The 23,653-nt window shown below is 66.8% G+C and carries 22 protein-coding genes and 1 riboswitch; of the genes, 14 read left to right on the top strand and 8 right to left on the bottom strand.

The genetic code is table 11. From position 1 onward, the window contains the following. Positions 1-41: 41 nt before the first annotated feature. Both AC07Z7_RS06310 and AC07Z7_RS06305 read right to left on the bottom strand, forming a co-directional pair. Positions 42-1,622, bottom strand: a complete 1,581-nt coding sequence (locus AC07Z7_RS06310) for an ABC transporter substrate-binding protein (protein WP_494765703.1) — start codon at positions 1,620-1,622, stop codon at positions 42-44. A 513-nt stretch (positions 1,623-2,135) separates the two neighbouring features. Beyond that, positions 2,136-3,182, bottom strand: a complete 1,047-nt coding sequence (locus tag AC07Z7_RS06305) for a porin (protein ID WP_094286357.1) — start codon at positions 3,180-3,182, stop codon at positions 2,136-2,138. Positions 3,183-3,496: 314 nt separating this feature from the next. Between AC07Z7_RS06305 and coq7 the strand changes: the two genes are divergently transcribed. Further along, complete coding sequence (gene coq7, locus AC07Z7_RS06300; protein WP_494765702.1) at positions 3,497-4,114, top strand: 2-polyprenyl-3-methyl-6-methoxy-1,4-benzoquinone monooxygenase; 618 nt, start codon at positions 3,497-3,499, stop codon at positions 4,112-4,114. A 36-nt stretch (positions 4,115-4,150) separates the two neighbouring features. Here the strand turns inward: coq7 and AC07Z7_RS06295 are convergent, their stop codons facing one another. Beyond that, complete coding sequence (locus AC07Z7_RS06295; protein ID WP_494765701.1) at positions 4,151-4,600, bottom strand: OsmC family protein; 450 nt, start codon at positions 4,598-4,600, stop codon at positions 4,151-4,153. Positions 4,601-4,958: 358 nt separating this feature from the next. Here AC07Z7_RS06295 and ilvA point away from each other — a divergent pair, with 358 nt between their 5' ends. The 3 genes from ilvA to AC07Z7_RS06280 all read left to right on the top strand — a co-directional run bounded on the left by ilvA (position 4,959) and on the right by AC07Z7_RS06280 (position 7,994). Continuing rightward, on the top strand, positions 4,959-6,518 hold the full coding sequence (gene ilvA / locus AC07Z7_RS06290) for a threonine ammonia-lyase, biosynthetic (RefSeq protein WP_494765700.1): 1,560 nt from the start codon (positions 4,959-4,961) through the stop codon (positions 6,516-6,518). A gap of 85 nt (positions 6,519-6,603) precedes the next feature. Then, positions 6,604-7,410, top strand: coding sequence for an adenosylcobinamide-GDP ribazoletransferase (locus AC07Z7_RS06285; protein ID WP_494765699.1), 807 nt, complete (start codon positions 6,604-6,606; stop codon positions 7,408-7,410). Beyond that, the gene (locus tag AC07Z7_RS06280; RefSeq protein WP_494765698.1) at positions 7,407-7,994 is read left to right on the top strand and encodes a histidine phosphatase family protein; all 588 of its coding nucleotides are present in this window, start codon (positions 7,407-7,409) and stop codon (positions 7,992-7,994) included. Before AC07Z7_RS06285 ends, AC07Z7_RS06280 begins: the two co-directional genes overlap by 4 nt. A 46-nt stretch (positions 7,995-8,040) precedes the next feature. Here AC07Z7_RS06280 and AC07Z7_RS06275 read toward each other — a convergent pair whose 3' ends face one another. Then, positions 8,041-8,496, bottom strand: coding sequence for a type II secretion system protein N (locus AC07Z7_RS06275; RefSeq protein ID WP_494765697.1), 456 nt, complete (start codon positions 8,494-8,496; stop codon positions 8,041-8,043). Positions 8,497-8,568: 72 nt separating this feature from the next. On the opposite strand from AC07Z7_RS06275, the gene gspG reads away from it, so the two are divergent. The 10 genes from gspG to AC07Z7_RS06225 all read left to right on the top strand — a co-directional run bounded on the left by gspG (position 8,569) and on the right by AC07Z7_RS06225 (position 18,285). Next, positions 8,569-9,009, top strand: a complete 441-nt coding sequence (gene gspG / locus AC07Z7_RS06270) for a type II secretion system major pseudopilin GspG (RefSeq protein ID WP_094286345.1) — start codon at positions 8,569-8,571, stop codon at positions 9,007-9,009. Between the two features lie 137 nt (positions 9,010-9,146). Continuing rightward, entirely contained in the window at positions 9,147-9,578 is a 432-nt protein-coding gene (locus tag AC07Z7_RS06265) for a prepilin-type N-terminal cleavage/methylation domain-containing protein (RefSeq protein WP_494765696.1), read from the top strand. Further along, entirely contained in the window at positions 9,575-9,949 is a 375-nt protein-coding gene (gene gspI, locus AC07Z7_RS06260; RefSeq protein WP_252659216.1) for a type II secretion system minor pseudopilin GspI, read from the top strand. The genes AC07Z7_RS06265 and gspI overlap by 4 nt, the downstream gene beginning before the upstream one ends. Then, positions 9,949-10,767: a PulJ/GspJ family protein gene (locus AC07Z7_RS06255; RefSeq protein WP_205734083.1), complete on the top strand. Its 819-nt coding sequence runs from the start codon at positions 9,949-9,951 to the stop codon at positions 10,765-10,767. Before gspI ends, AC07Z7_RS06255 begins: the two co-directional genes overlap by 1 nt. Before the next feature lie 98 nt (positions 10,768-10,865). Next, positions 10,866-11,843: a type II secretion system minor pseudopilin GspK gene (gspK, locus tag AC07Z7_RS06250; protein ID WP_494765695.1), complete on the top strand. Its 978-nt coding sequence runs from the start codon at positions 10,866-10,868 to the stop codon at positions 11,841-11,843. Between the two features lie 83 nt (positions 11,844-11,926). Continuing rightward, a complete protein-coding gene (gspL, locus tag AC07Z7_RS06245; protein WP_494765694.1) occupies positions 11,927-13,213 on the top strand; it encodes a type II secretion system protein GspL in 1,287 nt (428 codons plus the stop codon). Then, positions 13,210-13,767 carry a type II secretion system protein M gene (locus AC07Z7_RS06240; RefSeq protein WP_494765693.1) on the top strand — a complete coding sequence of 186 codons (558 nt, stop codon included), beginning with the start codon at positions 13,210-13,212 and terminating at the stop codon, positions 13,765-13,767. Before gspL ends, AC07Z7_RS06240 begins: the two co-directional genes overlap by 4 nt. 128 nt (positions 13,768-13,895) lie before the next feature. Beyond that, positions 13,896-14,627: a type II secretion system protein N gene (gene gspN, locus AC07Z7_RS06235; protein WP_494765717.1), complete on the top strand. Its 732-nt coding sequence runs from the start codon at positions 13,896-13,898 to the stop codon at positions 14,625-14,627. A gap of 4 nt (positions 14,628-14,631) precedes the next feature. Then, positions 14,632-16,878 carry a type II secretion system secretin GspD gene (gene gspD, locus AC07Z7_RS06230; protein ID WP_494765692.1) on the top strand — a complete coding sequence of 749 codons (2,247 nt, stop codon included), beginning with the start codon at positions 14,632-14,634 and terminating at the stop codon, positions 16,876-16,878. An 18-nt stretch (positions 16,879-16,896) separates the two neighbouring features. Further along, positions 16,897-18,285, top strand: a complete 1,389-nt coding sequence (locus AC07Z7_RS06225; RefSeq protein ID WP_494765691.1) for a GspE/PulE family protein — start codon at positions 16,897-16,899, stop codon at positions 18,283-18,285. 97 nt (positions 18,286-18,382) lie between these two features. On the opposite strand, the gene AC07Z7_RS06220 is transcribed toward AC07Z7_RS06225, so the two are convergent. The 4 genes from AC07Z7_RS06220 to lpxC form a co-directional block, all read right to left on the bottom strand. Continuing rightward, a complete protein-coding gene (locus tag AC07Z7_RS06220) occupies positions 18,383-20,035 on the bottom strand; it encodes a methyl-accepting chemotaxis protein (RefSeq protein WP_494765690.1) in 1,653 nt (550 codons plus the stop codon). A 192-nt stretch (positions 20,036-20,227) separates the two neighbouring features. After that, on the bottom strand, positions 20,228-22,132 hold the full coding sequence (thiC, locus tag AC07Z7_RS06215; protein ID WP_494765689.1) for a phosphomethylpyrimidine synthase ThiC: 1,905 nt from the start codon (positions 22,130-22,132) through the stop codon (positions 20,228-20,230). Positions 22,133-22,245: 113 nt separating this feature from the next. Beyond that, positions 22,246-22,369, bottom strand: a riboswitch (TPP riboswitch). Positions 22,370-22,419: 50 nt separating this feature from the next. Further along, positions 22,420-22,596: a hypothetical protein gene (locus AC07Z7_RS06210; protein ID WP_165773891.1), complete on the bottom strand. Its 177-nt coding sequence runs from the start codon at positions 22,594-22,596 to the stop codon at positions 22,420-22,422. A gap of 7 nt (positions 22,597-22,603) precedes the next feature. After that, positions 22,604-23,527 carry a UDP-3-O-acyl-N-acetylglucosamine deacetylase gene (gene lpxC / locus AC07Z7_RS06205; RefSeq protein WP_494765688.1) on the bottom strand — a complete coding sequence of 308 codons (924 nt, stop codon included), beginning with the start codon at positions 23,525-23,527 and terminating at the stop codon, positions 22,604-22,606. Between the last annotated feature and the right edge of the window lie 126 nt (positions 23,528-23,653).

Genomic DNA, 23,653 nt, shown 5'->3' with positions numbered 1-23,653 from the left:
CAAGGACCACAGGGCCCTTGCTCTCTTCAGGCTGAGGGAGATCAGTTCACCTTGACCGTACGCATGTCCACGCGGTTATCGGCACGGTGGACCAGTTCCACGTTCTTCTTCATGGCCCATGGGATCACCTGGTCATGCAGCGGAATGTGAGACACCGTGTCGTTGGACAACTGCAGCGCTTCGGTCAACATGCGCGAGCGCACGGGCGCATCGGTTTCCGCCTTGATGCGATCCACCAGGTAGTCCATGCGCTGGTTGCTGTAGCGGCCCACGTTGTAGTTGCCGTCGCCACCCTGGCCCACAGTGCGCACCAGCGACTGCAGGCTGTACAGCGCGTCGAAGGTCGGCACGCCCCAGCCCAGCATGTAGATGCTGGCTTCGTAGCGCTGGATCATCGGGAAGTAGTTCACCAGCGGCAGCGTGCGCAGCTTGGCCTTGACCCCCACGCGCGACCACATGGCGGTCACGGCCTGGCAGATGGCTTCATCGTTGATGTAGCGGTTGTTGGGGCAGGCAAAGTCCACTTCAAAACCATCGGGGTAGCCCGCTTCGGCCAGCAGCTTCTTGGAGGCTTCCACGCTGTAGGGGAAACGCTTGCCCACCGCTTCGGTGTAACCCGCCACCTGGGGCGACACCAGGGTTCCCGTCGGCTTGCCCAGGCCGCGCATGATGTTGCGCGAGATCGTTTCCGCATCAATGGCCTGGTACAGCGCCTTGCGCACGCGCACGTCCTTGAGCGGATTCTTGCCCTTGATGTTGGAGCCCGGGAGTTCTTCACGGAACTGGTCCATGCCGAGGAAGATGGTGCGGTTTTCCACACCGTCAATCACCTTGAGGTCAGGGCTGGCGCGCAGGCGGCCCAGATCCTGGGGCGTGGGATCCAGCACCATGTCCACTTCGCCCGACAGCAGCGCCGCAATGCGTGTGGCAGCCGACTTGATGGGCGTGTAGACGATCTCGGTCACATTCCCGTCCATCTTGCCCCACCAGTTGGGGTTGCGCTTGAACACCATCTTCACATCGGGCTGCCACGATTCCAGCGTGTAGGGCCCCGTGCCCATGGCATTGCGATGCGCAAAATTTTCGTCCGTGCCCTTGATGTCCTTGGGCTCGACCGACTTGTTCTTTTCTGCCCATGCCTTGCTCATGATGCGCAGCTCGGTCATCTGGCGCAGCAGCACCGGATTGGGGGCCGACAGGATCACATCGAAAGTCTGGGCATCGACCTTGGCGACCTTGCTGATGCCCTGGACATAAGGCGTGAAGTTCGAGGTCTTGGCCATGGCACGCTGGATCGAATACACGGCATCGTCCGTGGTCAGCGTGGAACCATCATGGAACTTGACACCCTGACGCAAGGTAAAACGCACCTGCGTGGGGCTGACTTCCTTCCAGGCGGTTGCCAACACAGGCTCCACCTCAAATGTCTTGCTGTTGTAGTAAACCAGGCTCTCATACACGTTGGCGTGAATGCCATTTTGCAGGGCATTGTTTTGAGAGTGGATATCCCACGTGGCGATTTCTCCCTGGCTCGCCCATTTGAAGGGCTTGGCATGCACCACAGGTGCACACAACAGCGCGGCAGCTGCAGCCACCGACAAAAGACTGTATTTGAGTTTCATGGAACCCTCTTGAATAAAAGTTTTACTATGCAGTAATGATTGCTCTATAGCCAACGGGAAATCCCTGAATCCCGGGTACACCGAAGGGCCAATCCACGCTGCTTTCGGCAAGCATCCCATGCAAGGATGGTGCCAATCGGCTGACATCCTTTACCCCAAAGAGATTGCAGCTGAAATAGGGTTACAAGGGACCACAACCCGCAGCAACACAGGACCAACATCCCTCATGTGGCGCTCGAAGCACCAGAGCTTTCCCAACCTTGCCTCCAGCGCTCTGCACCATCTACAAACCCAAACAGCAGGGATCGAGGAACTACCACCTCCACACCATCAGAATTCATCACACAGCATTAGCAGCGCCACACCCAACAGCGATTCACACGTCGGTCACCGTAAATAAACAATACCCAAAACCAGCAACCCCAATCGCAGGATCCGCACAAGCAAAAAAAAGCCGCCCGAAGGCGGCTTTTTCGCTTTTGTATCGACCACTGGCATAAGCCAGCGTAGATATTAGAAGCTGTGACGGATACCGAAGTCGTAACCGGTCGAGTTGCGGTTTGCAGCAGTCACGGAACCGTTCAGAGCTTGAGCAGCGCCGTTCTTGTTGCTCACGCGAGCGAACGTGGTGTACAGAGCGGTGCGCTTGGACAGGTTGTGCACGTAGCCCAGAGCGATCTTGTTCGAACGGGGATCAGCACCCACGGTGTCGATCTTGTACGTGGAGTAAGCCAGACGAACTTCGCCAGCGCCCACGGGGATCAGACCACCGATCAGGAAGCCAGTGCCTTCGTTGCCGTTCTTGATGTCGTCGTTGCTGTAGTGAGCCATGATCTTGGCCACGCCCAGATCGTACTGACCACCCAGGTTCCAGGACTTGATGTTGCCAGTCAGGAACTTGGTTTCGGAGAAGGCGATAGCGGCGTTGATAGGGCCGTTGGCATAGCCAGCGCGCAGAGCCAGGCCGTTGCCGTCCTTCTTGTTAGGCGTGCCGCTGTTGTTCTCACCCATGTAGTACTGGGCTTGACCGTAGAAGCCGCCCAGGTTGCCAGGCAGGAAGTAGCCAATAGCGTTCGAAGCGCGAACGGTGGTAGGGCCACCCAGGCTGGAGTTCAGGGTTTGGGTCGTGCCCACGCCGTTCGTGCCGAACGGATCGAACACGGTCAGGTTCCAGAATTGGGGGGTGTAATCACGGCCCAGACGCACTTCACCGAAGCCGCCGTTCAGGCTGACCGTCGAACGACGGTTGAAAGTCAGGCCGCCGCCGGTGCTGGTAGCTGCTTGGTTGTTGGTGTTGGTAACGCCGCCGGTGCCGTTGTCGTTGTTCACGCCAGCTTCGAGCCAGAACGAAGCGGACAGACCGCCACCCAGATCTTCAACGCCACGGAAACCCAGACGGCTGCTGTTGTAGCCGGAGTTCGTCAGTTGCGACTTGTTAGAGACGCTGCCGGAACCGTAGGCATAGGTTGCGTCAACCACGCCGAACAGGGTCACGGAAGATTGAGCCATTGCAGCGCCGGAAGCAGCCAGCACAGCCAGGGCAATCAGGGATTTTTTCATTGCGAGTTACTCCAAGGTTAAACATCGGGCTCCGGTACGGGGGGTCTATGGTGAAAGCACCTGCACAGTCCCGCCGGTTTCCCGGGCCAACCTCCTGGTGGGGAAGTTGCTCTTATTGCACCAGACCCGGCCGGGTTTCGCAAAGGAATTCACCCACAATCGCCCCGAAAGGGAAATTCCGTTGCAGTGTTGCAACATTCCAGTGCATGGGGGCAGAATCGCCTTTGGCCATGCAACTCCCGTGCCCCGCACATTGATTTTTTGTATCAAGGTGCAATTTGTGTTTCGACACACCTTCGCACCCCAAGCTCTCCATGGACGCTTTTTTTACAGCTGCAGACAGCGCGCTGCGCACCCTTTTTGCCTCACCCCGTGCGGCCGAAAAGACGCCCGCCCACGGTATGGCAGAAGCCGCGCTGGAGCCCGCAGAAAAGCGGCTTGCCGGCGCCCTGATGCGCGTGAACCACGTGGGCGAGGTGTGCGCACAGGCGCTTTACACCGCACAGGCCGCCGTGACCCGTGACCCCGCCTTGCGCGCGCACCTGCAAGAGGCGGCGCGCGAAGAAACCGACCATCTGGCCTGGACCCGGCAGCGGCTGGACGCACTCGAAGCCAGGCCCAGCCTGCTCAACCCCCTGTGGTTTGCGGGCGCATTTGCCCTGGGCCTGGCGGCGGCCAAAGTCAGTGACCGGGCCAGCCTGGGGTTTGTGGTGGAAACGGAAAACCAGGTGGCCGCCCACCTGCAAAGTCACCTGGACCGGCTTCCTGTGCGGGACCTCGCCTCCCGGGCTGTGGTGGCACGCATGAAAGACGACGAGGAACGACACGCCGCACAGGCCCGTGCATCCGGCGCGCTGGAACTGCCCGCGCCGGCGCGCCTGGCCATGAAGGCGGCGGCCAAGGTCATGACCACCACCGCCCATTACCTCTGAGCAGCAGCTTCCGGGACTTCACCGCCCCGGCAGGCCTCAGGCCTCCAGCACCTCGAACCCGGTGGTGATGTCCGCCGTTTTCCCCAGCATGATGCTGGCCGAGCAGTATTTGTCGTGGCTCATGGCAATGGCGCGCTCCACGGCCGCCGCCGGAATGCCCTTGCCGGTCACTGTGAAGTGCATGTGGATCTTGGTAAACACCTTGGGGTCGGCCTGGGCGCGCTCGGTGGTCAGCTTGACGCTGCAGCCACGCACATCATGGCGGCCGCGCTTGAGGATCAGCACCACGTCATAGGCCGTGCAGCCGCCCGTGCCCGCCAGCACGGTTTCCATGGGCCGGGGCGCCAGGTTCTGCCCGCCATTGGCAGGGTTGGCCGCATCCGGGGCGCCGTCCATGGCCAAAACATGGCCGCTGCCGGTTTCGGCTACAAACCCCATGCCCGAGCGGGTGCCCGCTCCGCCGGTCCAACTGACTGTGCATTCCATTTGTGTTTCTCCTGTGTGACACGTGGTTTTTTTCGCACGGAAAACCGAAACGAAAAGAATTTGATGCGAATTTTGCTGCATCGCAACAAGACTCGCGCTAAACTTCGCCCAAGCGCTGCCGCTTTCGAACGGAAAAGAAGCGGCAGACGGCAAGAAGCCCGGAACCCGGCACTTGCCCTGCACCGATTGTCTCCTCCATCTCCTCAAAGGATGGATTAGCCCCAGGCCTCACGGCCCGGGGCTTTTTTTTGGCTGAACCGGTCGTGTGGCGGGCCCCGCCGGCAAATCGGCCCACGAAAAACGACCCCCTATGATGTGGGCCCCGCCGCTGCCCCGTGGCGGCCCCACCTGCCCTGCCATGACCCAGAACCTCACCCCCGCCGACTACCTCAAGAAGATCCTGACCGCCCGCGTGTACGACGTGGCGGTGGAGTCGGCCCTGGAACCCGCCAAGAGCCTCAGCCGCCGCCTGCACAACAAGGTGCTTTTGAAACGTGAGGACCAGCAGCCCGTGTTCAGCTTCAAGCTGCGCGGCGCCTACAACAAGATGGCGCACCTCACGTCTGAGCAGCTCCAGCGCGGCGTGATCTGCGCCTCGGCCGGCAACCATGCCCAGGGCGTGGCCATGAGCGCCCACAAGCTGGGCACGCGCGCCGTGGTTGTCATGCCCACCACCACGCCCCAGCTCAAGGTGGATGCCGTCAAAACCCTGGGTGGCGATGTGGTGCTGCACGGCGAGAGCTATTCCGACGCCTACGACCACGCCGCCCGCCTGCAGAAGGAACAGGGCCTGACCTTTGTGCACCCCTTTGACGACCCGCTGGTCATCGCGGGCCAGGGCACCATCGCCATGGAAATCCTGCGCCAACTGCAAAGCCTGGGCAGCAACCAGCTCGACGCGGTGTTCGTCGCCATAGGAGGCGGCGGCCTGGTGTCCGGCGTGGCCAACTACATCAAGGCCGTGCGGCCCGAGATCAAGGTGATCGGCGTGCAGATGAACGACTCGGACGCGATGATCCAGTCCGTCAACGCCCACCAGCGCGTCACGCTGCCCGACGTGGGCCTGTTCTCCGACGGCACGGCCGTCAAGCTGGTGGGCGAGGAAACCTTTCGCGTGGCCCAGGGCCTGGTGGATGAATTCGTGACGGTGGACACCGACGCCGTCTGTGCCGCCATCAAGGACATCTTTGTGGACACGCGCAGCATCGTCGAGCCCGCAGGCGCCTTGGCCGTGGCCGCCATCAAACAATATGTGGCCAAGAACAAAACCAAGGGCGAGACCTACGCCGCCATCCTCTGCGGCGCCAACATGAACTTCGACCGCCTGCGCTTTGTGGCGGAACGCGCCGAGGTGGGCGAAGAGCGCGAAGCCCTGTTCGCCGTCACCATCCCCGAAGAGCGCGGCAGCTTCCGCCGCTTTTGCGAGGTGGTGGGCGGCCTGCCCGGTGGCCCGCGCAATGTGACCGAGTTCAACTACCGCATCAGCGATGCCGCCCAGGCACATGTGTTTGTGGGCCTGACGACCAATGGCAAGGGCGAATCGGAAAAGATCGCCAAGAACTTCGGCCGCCACGGCTTCGAAGCGCTGGACCTGACGCACGACGAACTGGCCAAGGAACATCTGCGCCACCTCGTGGGCGGCCACTCGGCGCTGGCGCAGGACGAACGCCTGATGCGCTTCACCTTCCCCGAACGGCCCGGCGCGCTCCTCAAGTTCCTGAGCCTGATGCAACCCACCTGGAACATCAGCCTGTTCCACTACCGCAACCAGGGCGCAGACTACGGCCGCATCCTCGTGGGCATGCAGGTGCCACCCGAAGACACCGCCACCTTCGACGCCTTCCTGGCCACGCTGGGCTACCCCTATGTGGAAGAGACGCTCAACCCGGCCTACCGGCTGTTCCTGCGCTCAAAATAATGCTCAAAATGGTCGTCACCGCCTGATACAAGGGCGTTGATAGCTATCAAAACAGAAGCAAACCCCAACCCACCTACCGCACGCCATGCAAGCCCTGCGCCACTACCTGCTGGCCGTGCAGTTCTTCACCCGCATTCCCGTCACCGGGCGGTTGGCGGACTGGGTGGGCTACAGCCCCGCCATGCTGCGCGCCAGCGCCGCGCACTTCCCCGGCATCGGCTGGCTCGCGGCCCTGCTGGCGGCGGGGGTGTATGGCGGCCTGCACTGGGCGCTGGCCCCCAACTCCTTTGCCCCGGCCGTGGCCGCCGTGCTCAGCACCGTGGCCACCGTGCTCATGACAGGCGGTTTCCATGAAGACGGCCTGGCCGACGTGGCCGACGGCCTGGGCGGCAGCGCCCAGCGCGAACGTGCGCTCGACATCATGAAAGACTCGCGCATCGGAGCCTTCGGCGCCATGGCGCTGGTGCTGGCCCTGTTGTCCAAACTCAGCCTGCTCGCATTGCTGGGTGCGCACAGCCTGGCCGTCGCGTTGTCGGCCCTGGTCGGCGCGCATGTGCTGTCGCGGCTGTGGCCGCTGTTCATCGTGCGCAGCCTGCCGCATGTGGGCGACACGGCACGCTCCAAAAGCAAACCGCTGGCCGACCAGATCTCGAGCGGCGCCCTCGCCACAGCCGTTGCATGGTGTTTTGTGCCGCTAGCGCTTGTCTGGCATGCCCAATCAGCTATCTTCTTAATAGCATCCGTCACATTGAGCGCAGCAGCCGCCGCGTGGATGGCACACTGGTTTGCACGGCGCCTGCAGGGCTTTACCGGCGATTGCCTGGGCGCCACCCAGCAGGTGAGCGAAATCGGCTTCTACCTGGGCGCGGCGCTCGCCCTGCGCTGGGCATGACGCCCCACGCACCGGGCGCCCGCCTGTGGCTGGTGCGCCATGCCGCCCCCCAGGTGGCCCCGGGCACCTGCTATGGCGCGCTGGATATGCCCGCCGACCCGGCCGCCACCCAGGCCGCCGCGCGGCGCCTGGCCGCCGCCCTGCCCCCAGCGCCAGGGGTGTTTTGCTCAACGCTACAAAGATGTGAGCAGCTGGGGCAATCCCTGAGAGCGGAAAGGCCCGATTTGGCGCCGATTCCTGACGTCCGGCTGCGCGAAATGGACTTTGGCGCCTGGGAGGGCCGGGCCTGGAACACCCTCGCCAAAGGCGACATCGATGCCTGGACGGAAGACTTCGCCCACCACGCGCCCGGCGGCGGCGAGCCCCTGTCCCACATGCTCGGCCGGGTGGCGCTGGCGCTGCAGGCGGCCCGCCACTGGAGCGCCCAGCATGCCGGGGCTGATGTCGTGTGGATCACCCACGCAGGCGTGGCGCGCTGCGTGGCCTGGCTGCAGCAGCATGGCGAAGGCGTGATGCCCCGGCCAGACAACTGGCCCGTGGCAGCCCCAGGCTGGGGCGAATGGGAAGTGCGGGATCTGGCCTGAGCCCAGGCTCACCACCAGGCGCCAGTGCCAGGCCTCAAAAGCGGGCTCAGTTCTTGAGCGGCATGTCCAGCGTCAGCGTGGCGGGCCCACCCATCTGGCCGCCCAGCTGTGCCTGCCGGGGGCCCAGCGCCTGCAGCACCAGACCCTCATCCACCGCAGCCCCCACACGGAAGGGCTTGGCGGGTTTGCCATCCACCGCGATCAGGGCCGCCCCGCCGCCGCTGCTGCGCCCCGACAGCACCCCGATCAGCGTGAAGCGGCTGGCCGCTGAGGCCACGGGCGCCACAGGCGCGGCGCCCGGCACCGACGGCTGGGCGCCCAGCAAACGCGCCAGGGCCTGGGCATCGGGCACCACAGGGGCTTGCGCCACCGCCGGACCCACCGCAGAGGCGGAAGGCGCCGACAAGCGCAGCCCCCAGAACACCACACTGGCACCGGCCACGGCCCAGAGCCCCAGCGTGCCCAGACGGACGCCCCATTTGCTGTACGAATTGGTCACCATGCGGCGATTATGATTCACGCGATTCGACCCACCGAGAGATCGCCTGCAGTGAACACTTCCCTCCCCCTCCTCGTGCGCTCCGCCCCCCGCCGCCTGGCCCGTACCGTGGCCCGGGGCTTCACCCTCATCGAGCTGATGGTGGTGCTCGTCATCATCGGCGTGCTGGCCGCCCTGATCGTGCCCAACGTGCTCGAGCGCGCCGACGACGCCCGCGTGACGGCCGCGCGCACCGACATCACCAACATCATGCAGGCGCTCAAGCTCTACCGCCTGGACAACCAGCGCTACCCCACGGCCGAGCAAGGCCTGCAGTCGCTGGTCATCAAGCCCAGCGCCGCCCCGGTGCCCGGCAACTGGAAGCTGTACCTGGAAAAGCTGCCCAACGACCCCTGGGGCCGCCCTTACCAGTATCTGAACCCCGGCATCAAGGGCGAGATCGACGTGATGTCGTTCGGCGCCGACGGCCAATCGGGCGGCGAAGGCAAGGACGCCGATATCGGCAGCTGGCAATAAATGGCCCCCACGGTCGCGCACTGCGTGTCGCTCCCTGCCCCCCGAGGGGGCCGGGCCTTGCTTGGGGCGGCCCGGCGCTGCGGCCGCACGCCTTCTAGAAACGCCGTGACCATTGCAACCAAGCGCCGCACCGGCCCATGAACCATTCACGCGGCTTCACCCTGTTAGAGCTGCTGGTGGTCCTCAGCATCGTCGCGCTGGCCACCGCCGGTGCGGGCCTGGCCATGCGCGACAGCGGGCAGACGCAGCTGGAGCGCGAGGCCGCGCGGCTGGCTGCGCTGCTCGAATCCGCACGCGCGCAGTCGCGCGCCGGGGGCCTGCCCGTGCGCTGGCGCGCTCTGCCCCAGGGGTTCCGGTTCGAAGGCCTGCCGCCCAGCGCCCAGGCGGCGCTGCCCAACCAGTGGCTGGACAGCGGCACCACCGTGCGCGGCCCGGCCGTGCTGCAGCTGGGGCCCGAGCCCCTGATTGGTCCGCAGCAGGTGCTGATCACCCACCAGGCGCACCCTGAGCGGGTCTTGCGCATCGCCACCGATGGCGTGCGCCCGTTTTCTGTGGACGCGGTGCAGTGACCGCCCACCGCCTTCACATCCGACACCGCGGTTTCACGCTGGTGGAAGTGCTGGTGGCGCTGGCCATCGTGGCCATTGCGCTCATGGCGGGCCTGCAGGCCACCTCGGCACTCACGCGCAATGCGCTGCGGCAATCCGACATCGTGCTGGCCCAGCTCTGCGCCGAGAACGAGCTGGTGCGCGCAAGGCTCTCGCGCCAGATGCCCAGCGTGGGCGACAGCACCCAGCCCTGCGAGCAGGCCGGGCGCCAGCTGCAGGTGCTGACCGTCGTGCGCCCCACGCCCAACCCGAGCTTCCGGCGCATCGACGCCCAGGTGCTGGATGGCGAGAACTCCATCCTTCGCATCTCCACCATCATCGGAAGGTATTGATGGAACACCCCCCTGAGGCCCTGCGGGCCTTCCCCCCGCTCTCGCATTGCTGCGCAATGCGGGCAGGGGGACGCCGCCAGCGCGGCGGGGCGGCCCTTGCGCGGCGTCCGCTGGCCTGGGCCGCGCCAGTTGCTCAGGCCTCGCGCCGGCGCCTCGGCAGTGGGGGCACGGCCCCGCGCGGCTTCACCCTGGTCGAGCTGCTGCTGGCGATTGCCGTGATGAGCCTGCTGGCCATCCTGAGCTGGCGCGGGCTCGATGGCATGGTGCGGGCGCAGGAGATCACACGCCAGCGGGCCGATGAGATGCTGGTGCTGCAGGCCGCCCTGGGCCAGTGGGGCACCGACCTGGATGCGCTGATGCCCATCGCCAACACCACACCGCTGGACTGGGACGGCCAGGTGCTGCGCCTCACGCGCCGCAGCAGTGCCGTGCCCGACGAGGGCGCGCTGGTGGTGGCCTGGACCCGCCGCAATACCAACACGGGCGGCCAGTGGCTGCGCTGGCAGTCGCCTCCGGTGCGCACCCGCGCAGACTGGCAACAGGCCTGGCAGCAGGCGGCCCAATGGGCGCGCACACCGGGTGATGCCGAACGGCGCTACGAAGTGGCGCTGCTGCCGCTTGAAAACTGGCAAATCTTCTATTACCGGGGCGGCGCCTGGTCCAATCCGCTGTCCAGCACCGGCACCACGCCGGGCGACAGCTCGGCGGCGGTCCCCGACGGCGTGCGCCTGCAGATCACGCTGCCGCCCGGCCAGGCGCTGGCGGGCCAGCTCACGCGCGACTGGGTCAACCCGGTGCTGGGGGGAGGCAGATCGTGAGTCCCCCCCTGAGCGGCTGCGCCGCATCCCCCCAAGGGGACGCCACCCGTGGCCTTGCAAAGCCAGCTCCACGGTGGCACTCGCTGTTGCAGCGCCCATTGCACAGGCACAGGGCGCGCGGTGCCGCGCTGCTCGCCGCCATGCTCACCGTCACCCTGGTGGCCACGTTCGCCGCCGCCGCCATGTGGCAGCAGTGGCGCGCGGTGGAGGTCGAGACGGCCGAGCGAGGCCGGGTGCAGTCCACCTGGATCCTGATTGGCGCACTCGACTGGTCGCGCCTGATCCTGCGCGAAGACGGGCGCTCGGGCGGCGCAGACCACCTGGCCGAGCCCTGGGCCGTGCCGCTGGAGGAAGCCCGGCTGTCCACCTTTCTGGCCGCCGAAAACAACGTGAGCCAGGTCGATGACGCCAGCACCGACACCACCGAGGCGTTTCTGTCGGGCCAGATCACCGACATGCAGGGCCGCCTGAACATCACCAACCTGGCCGAGGGCGGGCAGGTGCAGGCCGTGGCGCTGCGGCAGTTCACCCGCCTGTTCGAACGCCTGGGCCTGCCCCCGCAGCAGCTCACGCGGCTGGTGGACGGCCTGCGCCGGGCGCAGGCGGGCGTGGGCAGCGACGGCAATACCGCGCCGCTGCTGCCCCCCACCATCAGCCAGCTGACGTGGCTGGGCCTGAGCCCGGCCACCGTGGCCGTCCTGGCCCCCCATGTGACCCTGCTGCCGGTGCGCACGCCGGTCAACCTGAACACCGCCGACATCGACGTGCTGATGGCCGCCATCGACGGGATGGACAGCGCCACCGCGCAGAAGATGGTGCAGGCGCGCGAGGCCCGCCATTTCCGCACCCTCAGTGAGGTGCGCGACCTGGTGGGTGCCAGCATCGACATCCCCGACGGCAGCCTTGCCGTGGCCTCGTCCTACTTTGAAGTGCGCGGCCGCCTGCGCCTGGGCGATGCGATGGTGGACGAACGCTCGCTGGTGCGCAAACAAGGCATCGACGTGACCACACTGTGGCGCGAGCGGGGCGCGTCTGACCGCGAAAACGCCCTGGCCACGGCGCCGCCGTCGCGATGAGCTGCAGCACATTGGCGACACCCGCGCAGCGACTGGCTGCCAGTGTCAAGTCCGCCCCCTAAAATGGCCCGCAAAACCTGCCCATGAGCACCCTCATCCTTTTCCTGCCGCCGGTCCGTCCGGGCCCCGCCACCGAGTACAGCTACACGCTGACGGCAGACGGCCACACCGCCCTTCGCCACGCCACTGCGCCCGCCGCTCTGCTGCCCGAGCCTACCCGCCCCGGGGGCGAGGTGGTGGCCGTGGTACCCGCCCGTGCGCTGTCGTGGCAGCGGGTGCAGATGCCCGCCGGTGTGCCCCTGGGCGCGGGCCAGCAGACACCCCGGCTGCGCTCGGTGCTCGAAGGCCTGCTCGAAGACCGCCTGCTCGACGATGCCACCCAGCTGCACTTTGCATTGCAGCCCGGCGCCCACGGCCTGGCCCAGGGCGGCGAGCCCGTGTGGGTGGCCGTGTGCGACCGGGCCTGGCTGCGCGAGAACCTGCAGGCACTGGAGGCCGCAGGCCGCCGCGTGTCCCGCGTGGTGCCTGAGTTTGCCCCCGGCCCCACGGCCAGCGGCGGCCCCGAGCTCTGTGCGCTGGGCACCCCGGAAGAAGCCTTTGTGGTGCTCTCCGGCCAGGGCACCGACCAGGGCGTGGCCGTGTTGCCCCTGACCCCCATGGCTCTGACACTGGCCCGCGCGGGGGCGCCCATGGCCAGCGCCACAGCTGAACAAGATGGCAACACGCTTCCCGTGCGCGCCGAACCCGCCGTGGCCGCCTTGGCTGAACGCACGCTGGGCCAGCGCGTGGCGCTGCACACTGCCAGCCAGCGCGCCCTGGATGCCGCCCGGGGCGACTGGGACCTGGCCCAGTTCGACCTGGCCAGCACCGGCCGCACCCGGGCCCTGCGCAAGGCGGGCAGCGCACTGAGCGCGCTGCTGAACGCGCCCCAATGGCGCGCCGCGCGCTGGGGCGTGGGGCTGCTGGTGGTGGCCCACCTGGTGGGCCTGAATGCCTGGGCCTGGCAAGAGCGCCAGGCGCTGGCCGCCAAACAGGCCGCCGTGCGGGCAGCACTCACCCAGACCTTCCCCAAGGTGCAGGTGGTGGTCGATGCCCCCGTGCAGATGGAGCGCGAACTGGCCCAGCTGCGGCAGGCGGCAGGCAGCGTGTCGGCCCGCGACCTGGAGCCCCTGCTCGCCGCTGCCGGGGCCGCACTGCCCGACGGCCGCCTGCCCACCAGCATCGAATACACCCCCGGCGAGCTGCGCCTGCGCGGCGTGACGCTGGCCCCTGACGAAGAAAGCGCGCTCTCGGCCCGCCTGCAGGCTGCGGGCTACCGGGCGCGGCTGGATGACGGCAGCCTGCTGCTGCGCACCGAGGTGAGCCCATGACCCCCCCCATCCCAGAGTCGGCACTGAAAGCCCGCTGGCACGCGCTGGCCCCCCGTGAACAGAACCTGGTGCTGGCCGCCGCCGCCCTGGTGGGCCTGGCCCTGCTGTGGTGGGTGGCCGTGGCCCCGGCGCTGGCCACCCTGCGCGCCGCCCCTGCTCGCCACACGGCGCTCGACGCCCAGTTGCAGCGCATGCTCAGTCTGCAGGCCGAAGCCCAGCAGCTGCAGGCCGCGCCCGCCACCAGCCCTGGCGATACCGTCGGCGCCTTGCGAGCGGCCCTCACGCAGCGCCTGGGCACCACAGCCCAGCTCAATGTGGTGGGTGACCGCGCCACCATCACCCTCAAAGGCGCATCGGCCGATGCGCTGGCGCAGTGGCTGGCCCAGGCTCGCAGCAATGCCCGCGCCACCCCCGTCGAGGCCCGCCTGACCCGCAGCGCCACCGCCGCCACGCCCGCAGGCCAAACCCCGGTCACCCTGGGCCGCCCCGTGGTGGCCATGCCCCGCTGGGACGGCACCCTGGTGCTGGCCCTGCCCACGGCACCCAACCGGTGAACCCGGTGAGCCCCTTGAACCGCCCCGCAACAGTGAACCGATCTCCCCGCACGCACCGCAGCCCCCGAGGCCGCACAGCCACGGCCGCCGCCCCCCGCCCCGCCTGGGGCTGGGCCCTGGTGGGCGCCATGGCCGGGGTGCTGCCCGCCGTGATCGCGTTTGCGCCCGCGCACTGGCTGGCCAACGGCGTGGCACGCGCCACCCAGGGGCAGGTGCAGCTGCTGCAGGCGCGCGGCACGGTCTGGACCGGCTCGGCCCAGCTGGTGCTGACCGGTGGCGCCGCCAGCCGCGACAGCGCCGCCCTGCCCGGCCGCGTGGACTGGCAGCTGCGCCCCAACTTCGATGGCCTGCGCGTGCAGCTGCACGCCGCCTGCTGCACCCCCGCCCCCTTGCAGGCCCGGGTGCAGGCCAGCTGGGCGGGCATGACCCTGAAGGTGGCCGACGGCCAGAGCCAGTGGCCGGCCGCGCTGCTGGCGGGCCTGGGCACCCCCTGGAACACGCTGCAGCCCCAGGGCCAGCTGGCCCTGCAGACCCAGGCGCTTGCCCTGCGCTGGGCAGCGGGCCGCATGGTGCTGTCTGGCCAGGCGCAGCTGGATGCACGCGCCATGTCGTCGCGCCTGTCCACACTGCGCCCCATGGGCAGCTACCGGCTGGCCCTGCAAGGCGGCGAAGCGCCGACCCTCACGCTCAGCACCCTGGACGGCGCGCTGCAGCTCAGCGGCACGGGCCAGTGGGTGGGCCAACGCCTGCGGTTTGCGGGCGAGGCCAGCGCCGCCCCCGAGCGCGAGGCCGCCCTGTCGAATCTTCTGAACATCATCGGACGGCGCAATGGCGCGCGCTCCATCATTACCGTGGGTTGAATCTATGACCTCCTTGTTGTCTCCACGCCTGCGTTTTGCTCTCAAAACAATAGCTGCAAGTGCTTTACTAGCAGGCGGTAGCGGCCAAATTTTTGCCCAAACCGCGATCGACACCCGCACTGGCAGCGTGCGCCCGAGCGAACCCGTCACGCTGAACTTCGCCAACGCCGAGATCGAGGCCGTGGCGCGCACCATGGCCACCATCACCGGCCGCAACGTGGTGGTGGACCCGCGCGTGAAAGGCCAGCTCAACCTGGTGACCGAACGCGCCGTCACCCCCGCGGCTGCGTTCCAGCAGTTCCTGGCCGCGCTGCGCCTGCAGGGCTTCACGGTGGTCGAGGCCGCAGGCCTGTACAAGGTGGTGCCCGAGGCCGACGCCAAGCTGCAAGGCGGCAACGTGAGCGTGGTGCAGGGCAGCAGCGGCAACGCGCCCAGCGGTGGGCAGATCGTCACGCAGATCTTCAAGCTCAACTTCGAGAACGCGGCCAACCTGGTGCCGGTGCTGCGCCCACTCATCAGCCCCAACAACACCATCAACGTGAACCCCGGCAACAACTCGCTGGTGATCACCGACTACGCCGACAACCTGCAGCGCCTGGCGCGCATCGTGGCAGCCATGGATGTCTCCAACGCCAGCGACGTGGAAGTGATTCCGCTGCGCAACGCCATCGCCGCCGACATGGCGCCCCTGGTGGCCCGCCTGATCGACGGTGGCAGTGCGCCCGCCGCCACTCCCGGCCAGGCCGACACCTCGTTCAAGACCACGCTGATCGCCGAGCCGCGCAGCAACTCGCTCATCCTGCGCGCGGCCAACCCGGCCCGCGTGGCCCAGGTGCGCGCCCTGGTGGACCGGCTGGACCAGCCGCCCGCCCCCGGCAGCAGCGCCGCCAGCGGCAACATCCATGTGGTCTACCTCAAGAACGCCGATGCCACCAAGCTCGCCACCACCCTGCGCGCCGCCATGGCGGCCATGGGCACGGGTAGCCCCACCGGGGCCGGTGGCGGCGCCAGCCCGGCAGCGGCCCCCAGCACGGGGCTGAGCGGCGGGGGCAGCAGCGGCAACATGCTGTCCACGGGCAGCGGCCTGTCGGGCTCCGGCAGCAACAGCGGGCTCGGGTCTGGCAGCAGCGCCATGGGCACCAGCGCCACCAACAACAACCAGCCCTCCACCGGTGGGCAGATCCAGGCCGACCCCACCACCAATTCGCTCATCATCACGGCCCCCGAGCCGCTGTACCGCCAGCTGCGCGCCGTGATCGACAAGCTCGATGGCCGGCGCGCGCAGGTGCTGGTGGAGAGCCTGATCGTCGAGGTCGCTGCCAACAAGGTGGCACAGTTCGGCATCCAGTGGCAGGGCATCCTGGGCAAGCAGGGCGACGGCACCATTGGCGTGATCGGCACCAACTCTGGCGCGGCAGGCTCCAACATCATTGGGCTGACAGCCGCGTTAGCGTCCGGCAGCGCCACCAGCATCGCCACGGCTGCCACCGGCCTGGGCGCGGGCATGAACGTGGCATTGGCGCCGCGCATCAACGGCCAGTACTACCTGGGCGCGCTGGCCAACTTCCTGCAGAACAGCGGCGACGCCAACGTGCTGTCCACCCCCAACATCATGACGCTGGACAACGAAGAGGCCCGCATTCTCATCGGCAACAACGTGCCGTTTGTGACCGGCTCTTACGCCAACTCCACCGGCAGCAGCACCGTGAACCCCTTCACCACGGTCGAGCGCAAGGACGTGGGCCTGATGCTCAAGGTGCGCCCGCAGATCGGCGAGAACGGCACGGTGAAGATGGCGATCTACCAGGAGATCTCCAAGATTGACGACTCCACGCGCAACAATGCCAACGGCCCCAGCACCAGCAAACGCTCGGTCGAATCCAACGTGCTGGTGGATGACGGCAGCATCATCGTGATTGGCGGTCTGCTGGAGGACACCTACTCGCAGGGCGAGGACAAGGTGCCCCTGATGGGTGATTTGCCCGTGGTGGGCAACCTGTTCAAGAGCGAGAACCGCAAGCGCAACAAAACCAACCTGATGATCTTCCTGCGCCCCATTGTGGTGCGTGACACCGCCACCAGCGATGCACTGGTGGTGGACCGCTACGACGCCATCCGCGCACTGCAGCAGAACACGCAGCCTGCACCCAGCCTGATGATGGGCACCGTGTCGGGCGCCCCCGTGCTGCCGCCGTTGCCCGCACCCGCCGCCAAGCCCGCCCCCCCGGTGGCGCCCCAGCCGCAGCAATAAGCAGGCAGACCGACGACCATGCGCCACCCCCTGCCCTACGCCTTTGCCCGCACGGCCCAGCTGCTGCTGGAGGATGACGGCCACCAGCTTGTGCTGTGGCATGGCCCGAGCCCCGACGCGGGTGCGCTGTCCGAGGTGCTGCGCAAGCACCCCGTGCAGCAGTTGCTGCCGCTCGATGCCCCCGGCCTGGCCCAGCGCATCAGCGCGGCCTACTCGCACAGCGAATCGAGCGCCGCCACGGTGGTCAGCGAGGTCGAGAGCGATGCCGACCTCTCGCGCATGATGCAGGAGCTGCCCGCTGTCGAGGACTTGCTGGAGTCGGCGGGCGATGCGCCCATCATCCGCATGCTCAACGCGCTGCTCACGCAGGCGGCGCGCGACGGCGCAAGCGACATCCACATCGAACCCTACGAGCGGCATTCGAGCGTGCGCTTTCGGGTGGACGGCACGCTGCGCGAGGTGGTGCAACCCAACCGCGCACTGCACGCGGCCCTGATCTCGCGCCTGAAGATCATGGCCGACCTCGATATCTCGGAAAAACGCCTGCCGCAAGACGGCCGCATCAGCCTGCGCCTGGGCACCCGCGCCATCGACGTGCGCGTGTCCACCCTGCCCAGCGCCCATGGCGAACGCGCGGTGCTGCGCCTGCTGGACAAAAGCGAAAGCAAGCTCAGCCTGGAATCCGTGGGCATGCAGGGTGACACGCTGCAGCGCTTCGAGGGGCTGATCAGCCAGCCACACGGCATCATCCTGGTGACCGGGCCCACGGGTTCGGGCAAGACGACCACGCTGTATGCGGGCCTGGGGCGCCTGGACGCCACGCGCAACAACATCATGACGGTGGAAGACCCCATCGAATATGAGCTGCCTGGCGTGGGCCAGACGCAGGTCAACAGCAAGATCGACCTGACGTTTGCCAAGGCCCTGCGCGCCATCCTGCGGCAGGACCCGGACATCATCATGATTGGCGAAATCCGCGACTTCGAGACCGCGCAGATCGCCATCCAGGCCTCGCTCACCGGCCACCTGGTGCTGGCCACGCTGCACACCAACGACGCGGCCAGCGCCGTCACGCGCCTGACCGACATGGGCGTGGAGCCCTTCCTGCTGTCGTCTTCCTTGCTGGGCGTGCTGGCCCAGCGGCTGGTGCGCAAATACTGCACCCACTGCCACGGTGCGGGCTGCGATGCCTGCGGCCACACGGGCTACGCGGGCCGCACGGGCGTGTTCGAGCTGCTGGTGACCAACGACGCCATTCGCGCACAGATCCACAACCAGGCGTCCGAAGCCGACATCCGCACTGCGGCTATGGCCGATGGCATGGCCCTGATGCGGGAGGACGGCGAGCGCCTGATCGCAGCGGGCATCACCAGCCGCGAAGAAGTGCTGCGGGTGACGCGGGATTGAAGCGGAATCTGTGCAGAACCGAATTGCTATATATTTAATAGCAGTTGAGACATACTGGCCGCGCGCAGACGGCCTAAGAAGCCTGAAGAATCCGCAGTTACCGGATCCGCAGCGCTGATCGGCGGGCCACCTGGGCCACGGCGGGGGCGGGCGATGCCACCGGTGCGGGCGCGGCATACGCCGAGACCACGCCATCCTGCAGCTTGAACTGGCTGACCGCATTGGTCAGGTGGTGCGCCTGCTCTCGGAGGGATTCGGACGCGGCCGTGGACTCCTCCACCAGCGCCGCGTTCTGCTGCGTCATCTGGTCAAGCTGGGTGACCGACTGGCTGATCTGGCCGATGTTGTCGCTTTGCTCGGCCGACGAGGCGGTGATCTCGGCAATGATGTCCGACACGCGGCGCACGCTGCTCACGATCTCGGTCATGGTCTGGCCCGCCTGGCTCACCAGGCGCGAGCCGTCTTCCACCCGCTCCACCGACGAACCGATCAGGCCCTTGATCTCCTTGGCCGCCTCGGCGCTGCGCTGCGCGAGGTTGCGCACTTCGCTGGCCACCACCGCAAAACCGCGGCCCTGCTCACCCGCGCGTGCGGCCTCCACGGCGGCGTTGAGCGCGAGGATGTTGGTCTGAAACGCGATGGAGTCGATCACGCCCGTGATGTCGGCAATCTTGCGCGAGCTGGTGGTGATCTGGTCCATGGTGGTCACCACTTGCGACACCACGGCGCCGCCGCGCGCGGCCACTTCGGCGGCCGACGAGGCGAAGTCGCTCGCCTGGCGCGACGACTGGGCGCTTTGCTGCACCGTGCTGGTCAGCACTTCCATCGACGAGGCGGTTTCTTCGAGGTTGGCGGCCGTCTGCTCGGTACGGTGGCTCAGGTCGTGGTTGCCGCTGGCGATCTCGGAGCTGGCCGTGGAGATGTTGCCCGCAGCATCCTGCACTTCGCGCACCAGGCTGCGCAACGCATCCTGCATGCGGCCCATGGCACCCACCAGCTGGCCCACCTCGTCCTGGTTCATGGGCGCCACATCGCGCGACAGATCGCCGCTGGCGATGCGTTCGGCCAGTTCCTGGGCTTGGCCCAGCGACTTGGTGATGGAGCGTACGCTGAAGAAGGTGAGCGGGATCAGCACCGCCAGCCCCAGCACCAGCCCGATGCCGATCAGCGCCGACATGGTGGAGGTGCGCGACTCGACGCCCGCGCGGGCCTCGTCCATCTGCGTGCGGGCCGAGCTGGCCAGGCTGGAGAACAGCTTGTCGGTGGCCTCCATGTGCACCTTGAGGCGGTCGGCATAGGCCCCGCCGCCGGCACCGTCCAGCTGCGCACCCTCGATCTTCTCGAAGATGGGGGAGATGCCGGTTTCGTACTGCTTGATCTCGTCCAGCGACTTGTCGATGGAGGCCACAAACGCCGCGTCGCCCGACTGCACCTGCCGCACCTCGGCCAGGCTCTTGCGCAGCGAAGCCAGGGTCTTGGCCCAGGACTCGCGCAGGGCAGACACCTCGACCGAGTTGTTGAAATTGATGATGATGTCTTTTTCGGTCCGGCGCAGGTCACCCAGGGTAGTGCGCAGCTCGGACATGTCGGTCAGCGTCTGCACCCGCTCGGAGAACAGCACCTGCAGCGTGCCACGCGTGCGGTCCAGGGCCACATAACCCATCGCACCAATGACGACCAGAAGAATCAGGGAAAAGACGGTTCCGAAATAGAGACGCGTGCGGATGGAGAAGCGGCCGAGAGCATTCATGGCTCTTCCTTACAATTTTTAACAGACTACCCAGCATAGCAAATTTGGTGCCACACCCACCAACCGGCCTTCTGGGCCGGACGTTGGGGGAAATATAGGCCCAGCCGCCGCCCCCGCCGCACAGGGTAAGCACGGCCCCATGGCCCTTTTGTAGGGAAACCACGGGGCCAGTAGCCGCTCTTATCCGGCCGTTCAGACGGGCTTGAGGGGAATGTAGAGTTCGCCGCCGCCGCGCTGAAACTCCGCCGCCTTGGACTCCATGCCCTGGGCCAGCGCATCGGCCTCTGCCACGCCCTTCTGCTTTGCAAAGTCGCGCACTTCCTGCGTGATCTTCATCGAGCAGAACTTGGGCCCGCACATGGAGCAGAAATGCGCCACCTTGGCCGAGTCCTTGGGCAGGGTTTCGTCGTGGTACTCCTTGGCCGTCTCGGGGTCCAGGCCCAGGTTGAACTGGTCCTGCCAGCGGAAGTCGAAGCGCGCCTGGCTCAGCGCGTCGTCACGCGAGCGGGCGCCCGGGTGCCCCTTGGCCACGTCGGCCGCGTGCGCGGCGATCTTGTAGGCAATGATGCCTTGCTTCACATCGTCACGGTCGGGCAGGCCCAGGTGCTCCTTGGGCGTCACGTAGCAGAGCATGGCCGTGCCCATCCAGCCGATCATGGCCGCGCCGATGGCGGACGCAATGTGGTCGTAGCCCGGTGCGATGTCGATGGTCAACGGGCCCAGGGTGTAGAACGGTGCTTCGTGGCAGGTCTTGAGCTGCTCGGTCATGTTGGCCTGGATCATGTGCATGGGCACATGGCCGGGACCTTCGATCATGGTCTGCACGTCGTGCTTCCAGGCCACCTGGGTCAGCTCGCCCAGCGTGTGCAGCTCGGCAAATTGCGCTTCGTCATTGGCGTCCGATGCGCAGCCGGGGCGCAGGCCATCGCCCAGGCTGAACGACACGTCGTACGCCTTCATGATGTCGCAGATGTCCTCGAAGTGCTCATACAGGAAGCTCTCGCGGTGGTGTGCCATGCACCACTTGGCCATGATGGAGCCGCCGCGCGAGACGATGCCCGTGCGCCGCTGCGCCGTGAGGTGGATGTAGGCCAGGCGCACGCCAGCATGGATGGTGAAGTAGTCCACACCCTGCTCGGCCTGCTCGATCAGCGTGTCGCGGAAGATTTCCCAGGTCAGGTCTTCGGCCACGCCGCCCACCTTTTCGAGCGCCTGGTAGATCGGCACCGTGCCAATCGGCACCGGCGAGTTGCGCACGATCCAGTCGCGTGTGGTGTGGATGTTTTTGCCGGTGGACAGGTCCATCACGTTGTCGGCACCCCAGCGGATCGCCCACACGAGCTTTTCCACTTCCTCTTCAATGCTGGACGTGACAGCCGAGTTGCCGATGTTGGCGTTGATCTTGACCAGGAAGTTGCGGCCAATCGCCATCGGCTCCACCTCGGGGTGGTTGATGTTGGCGGGGATGATGGCGCGGCCCCGGGCCACTTCGTCGCGCACGAATTCGGGGGTGATGATGCGCGGGATGCTCGCACCCATGGGGTTGCCCATCAGGCGCTGCTCACGGCCTGCATCGGCCATGTACTGCTCCATCCATTCGCGCTTGCCGTTTTCGCGGATGGCCACGTATTCCATCTCGGGGGTGATGATGCCCTTCTTGGCGTAGTGCATCTGCGTGACGTTGGCACCGGCCTTGGCGCGCAGGGGCTTGCGCTGCAGGGCGGCAGCCTCGGCGCGCAGCTGGGCCAGGCGGGCGGCGTCTTCGCTCTTCTGGCCATCGTCCAGCGCCACGGGGGCACGGCCTTCGTAGTGCTCCACGTCGCCACGGCCGGTGATCCAACCGCCGCGCACACTGGCCAGGCCCTGGCGCACATCGATCACGGCTTCAGGGTCGGTGTAAGGGCCGGAGGTGTCGTACACGCTGACCAGCTCGCCGTTGGTGAGCGCGATGTCGCGCACGGGCACACGCAGGTCGGTGTGCAACTGGCCGGGGATATAGGCCTTGCGCGATGCAGGAAAGGGTTCGCGTGTGCGTGCCAGCAGCTCGGCAAACTTTTCAGGGGCGGCGAGCTTGGCGTGGGGATCGGGGGCGTTCATGGGCAGGTCTCCTGGTTCCGGTGGCGGTGGGGTCTGCTCCGGAACGGACCTGTGCGCCCCCCAGGTACGGCAGCGCCTGGGGCATGGCGTGCCAGCAAAAACTGCGGGCACGGGACAAGGAGGTCGGCTCTTCTTCCGCCGGTATGAACCGGATCAAGTTCGTCGGGTTCGCAAGCTCGCCTGAATTCCTTCAGGACCCTTGCATCTCAGCGCATCAGCACACCCCGGAGCAGGCGCGAGTATAGGGCAGAGGAAAACCGGGGTGGCAATGCACCCGCATCAGGGGATCAGGCCAGGCGGCCAATGAAGATCACCGCAAAGAAGAAGACGGTCGCAATCACCGTCCATTTGAGGATGACCAACCCCAGGCGCTTGTAACGCGCCTGCCCGGTACCGGCATAAAACGCAAACGACACGGCCGCCGCCAGAAGCAGCAGCATGGCCAGCCAGCGGAAGATCAGCATCGCAGCACTACCAGGCGCGCACGGGCTGCGCAAAACCGGTGGGGGCCTGGCGTTCGTCCTCGAAGGTGACCACCTCCCAGGCATCGCGCTGGGCCAGCAGCTCGCGCAGCAGCAGGTTGTTCATGGCATGTCCCGACCGGAACGCGCTGTAGGCCGCCAGCAGGGGCTTGCCAATGAGGTACAGATCGCCCATGGCGTCCAGGATCTTGTGCTTCACGAACTCGTCGTCATAACGCAGGCCGTCGCTGTTGAGCACCTTGTAGTCGTCCATCACGATGGCGTTGTCCAGCCCGCCGCCCAGCGCCAGGCCGTTGGAGCGCATCATTTCCACATCGCGTGTGAAGCCGAAGGTGCGCGCGCGGGCGATGTCGCGGCTGTAGTTGCCCTTGCCCAGGTCAAACTCCACACGCTGGCCGGTGGAATCCACGGCCGGGTGGTCAAAGTCGATTTCAAAGCTGAGCTTGTAGCCGTGGTACGGCGTGAGGCGCGCCCACTTGGCATTGGCGCCTTCACCCTCGCGCACCTCCACGGGCTGGGTGACGCGGATAAAACGCTTGGGGGCGTTCTGCAGCTCCACCCCGGCGCTTTGCAGCAGGAACACGAAGGAGGCCGACGACCCGTCCAGGATGGGCACTTCTTCGGCCGTGATGTCCACATACAGGTTGTCGAGCCCCAGGCCCGCGCAGGCCGACATCAGGTGCTCCACCGTGTGCACCTTGGCGTTGCCCACCGCGATGGTGGAGGCCAGCCGCGTGTCCGTGACGGCCTCGGCCCGGATCGGAATGTCCACGGGCTGGGGCAGGTCCACCCGGCGGAAGACGATGCCGGTGTCCGGCTGGGCCGGGCGCAGCGTCAGTTCGACCCGCTGGCCGCTGTGCAGTCCGACGCCGACGGCGCGGGTCAATGTCTTGAGGGTGCGTTGCTGGAGCATCCGCGCATTTTAGTTTCTGCCCCCCTGCCCCGCACACACTGAGGTTTTGCGCGCTCGCGCATGCCGGGTAGGTAGAGCTACCGCAGCGTTTTCACCTACTGCGCCCGGCCCGGCCTTCGCCGCACA

The sequence above is a fragment of the Acidovorax sp. GW101-11A03 genome (assembly GCF_059424825.1).
Note: the sequence above shows the minus strand (reverse complement) of the source record. Positions and strands in the feature narration are given on the sequence as shown.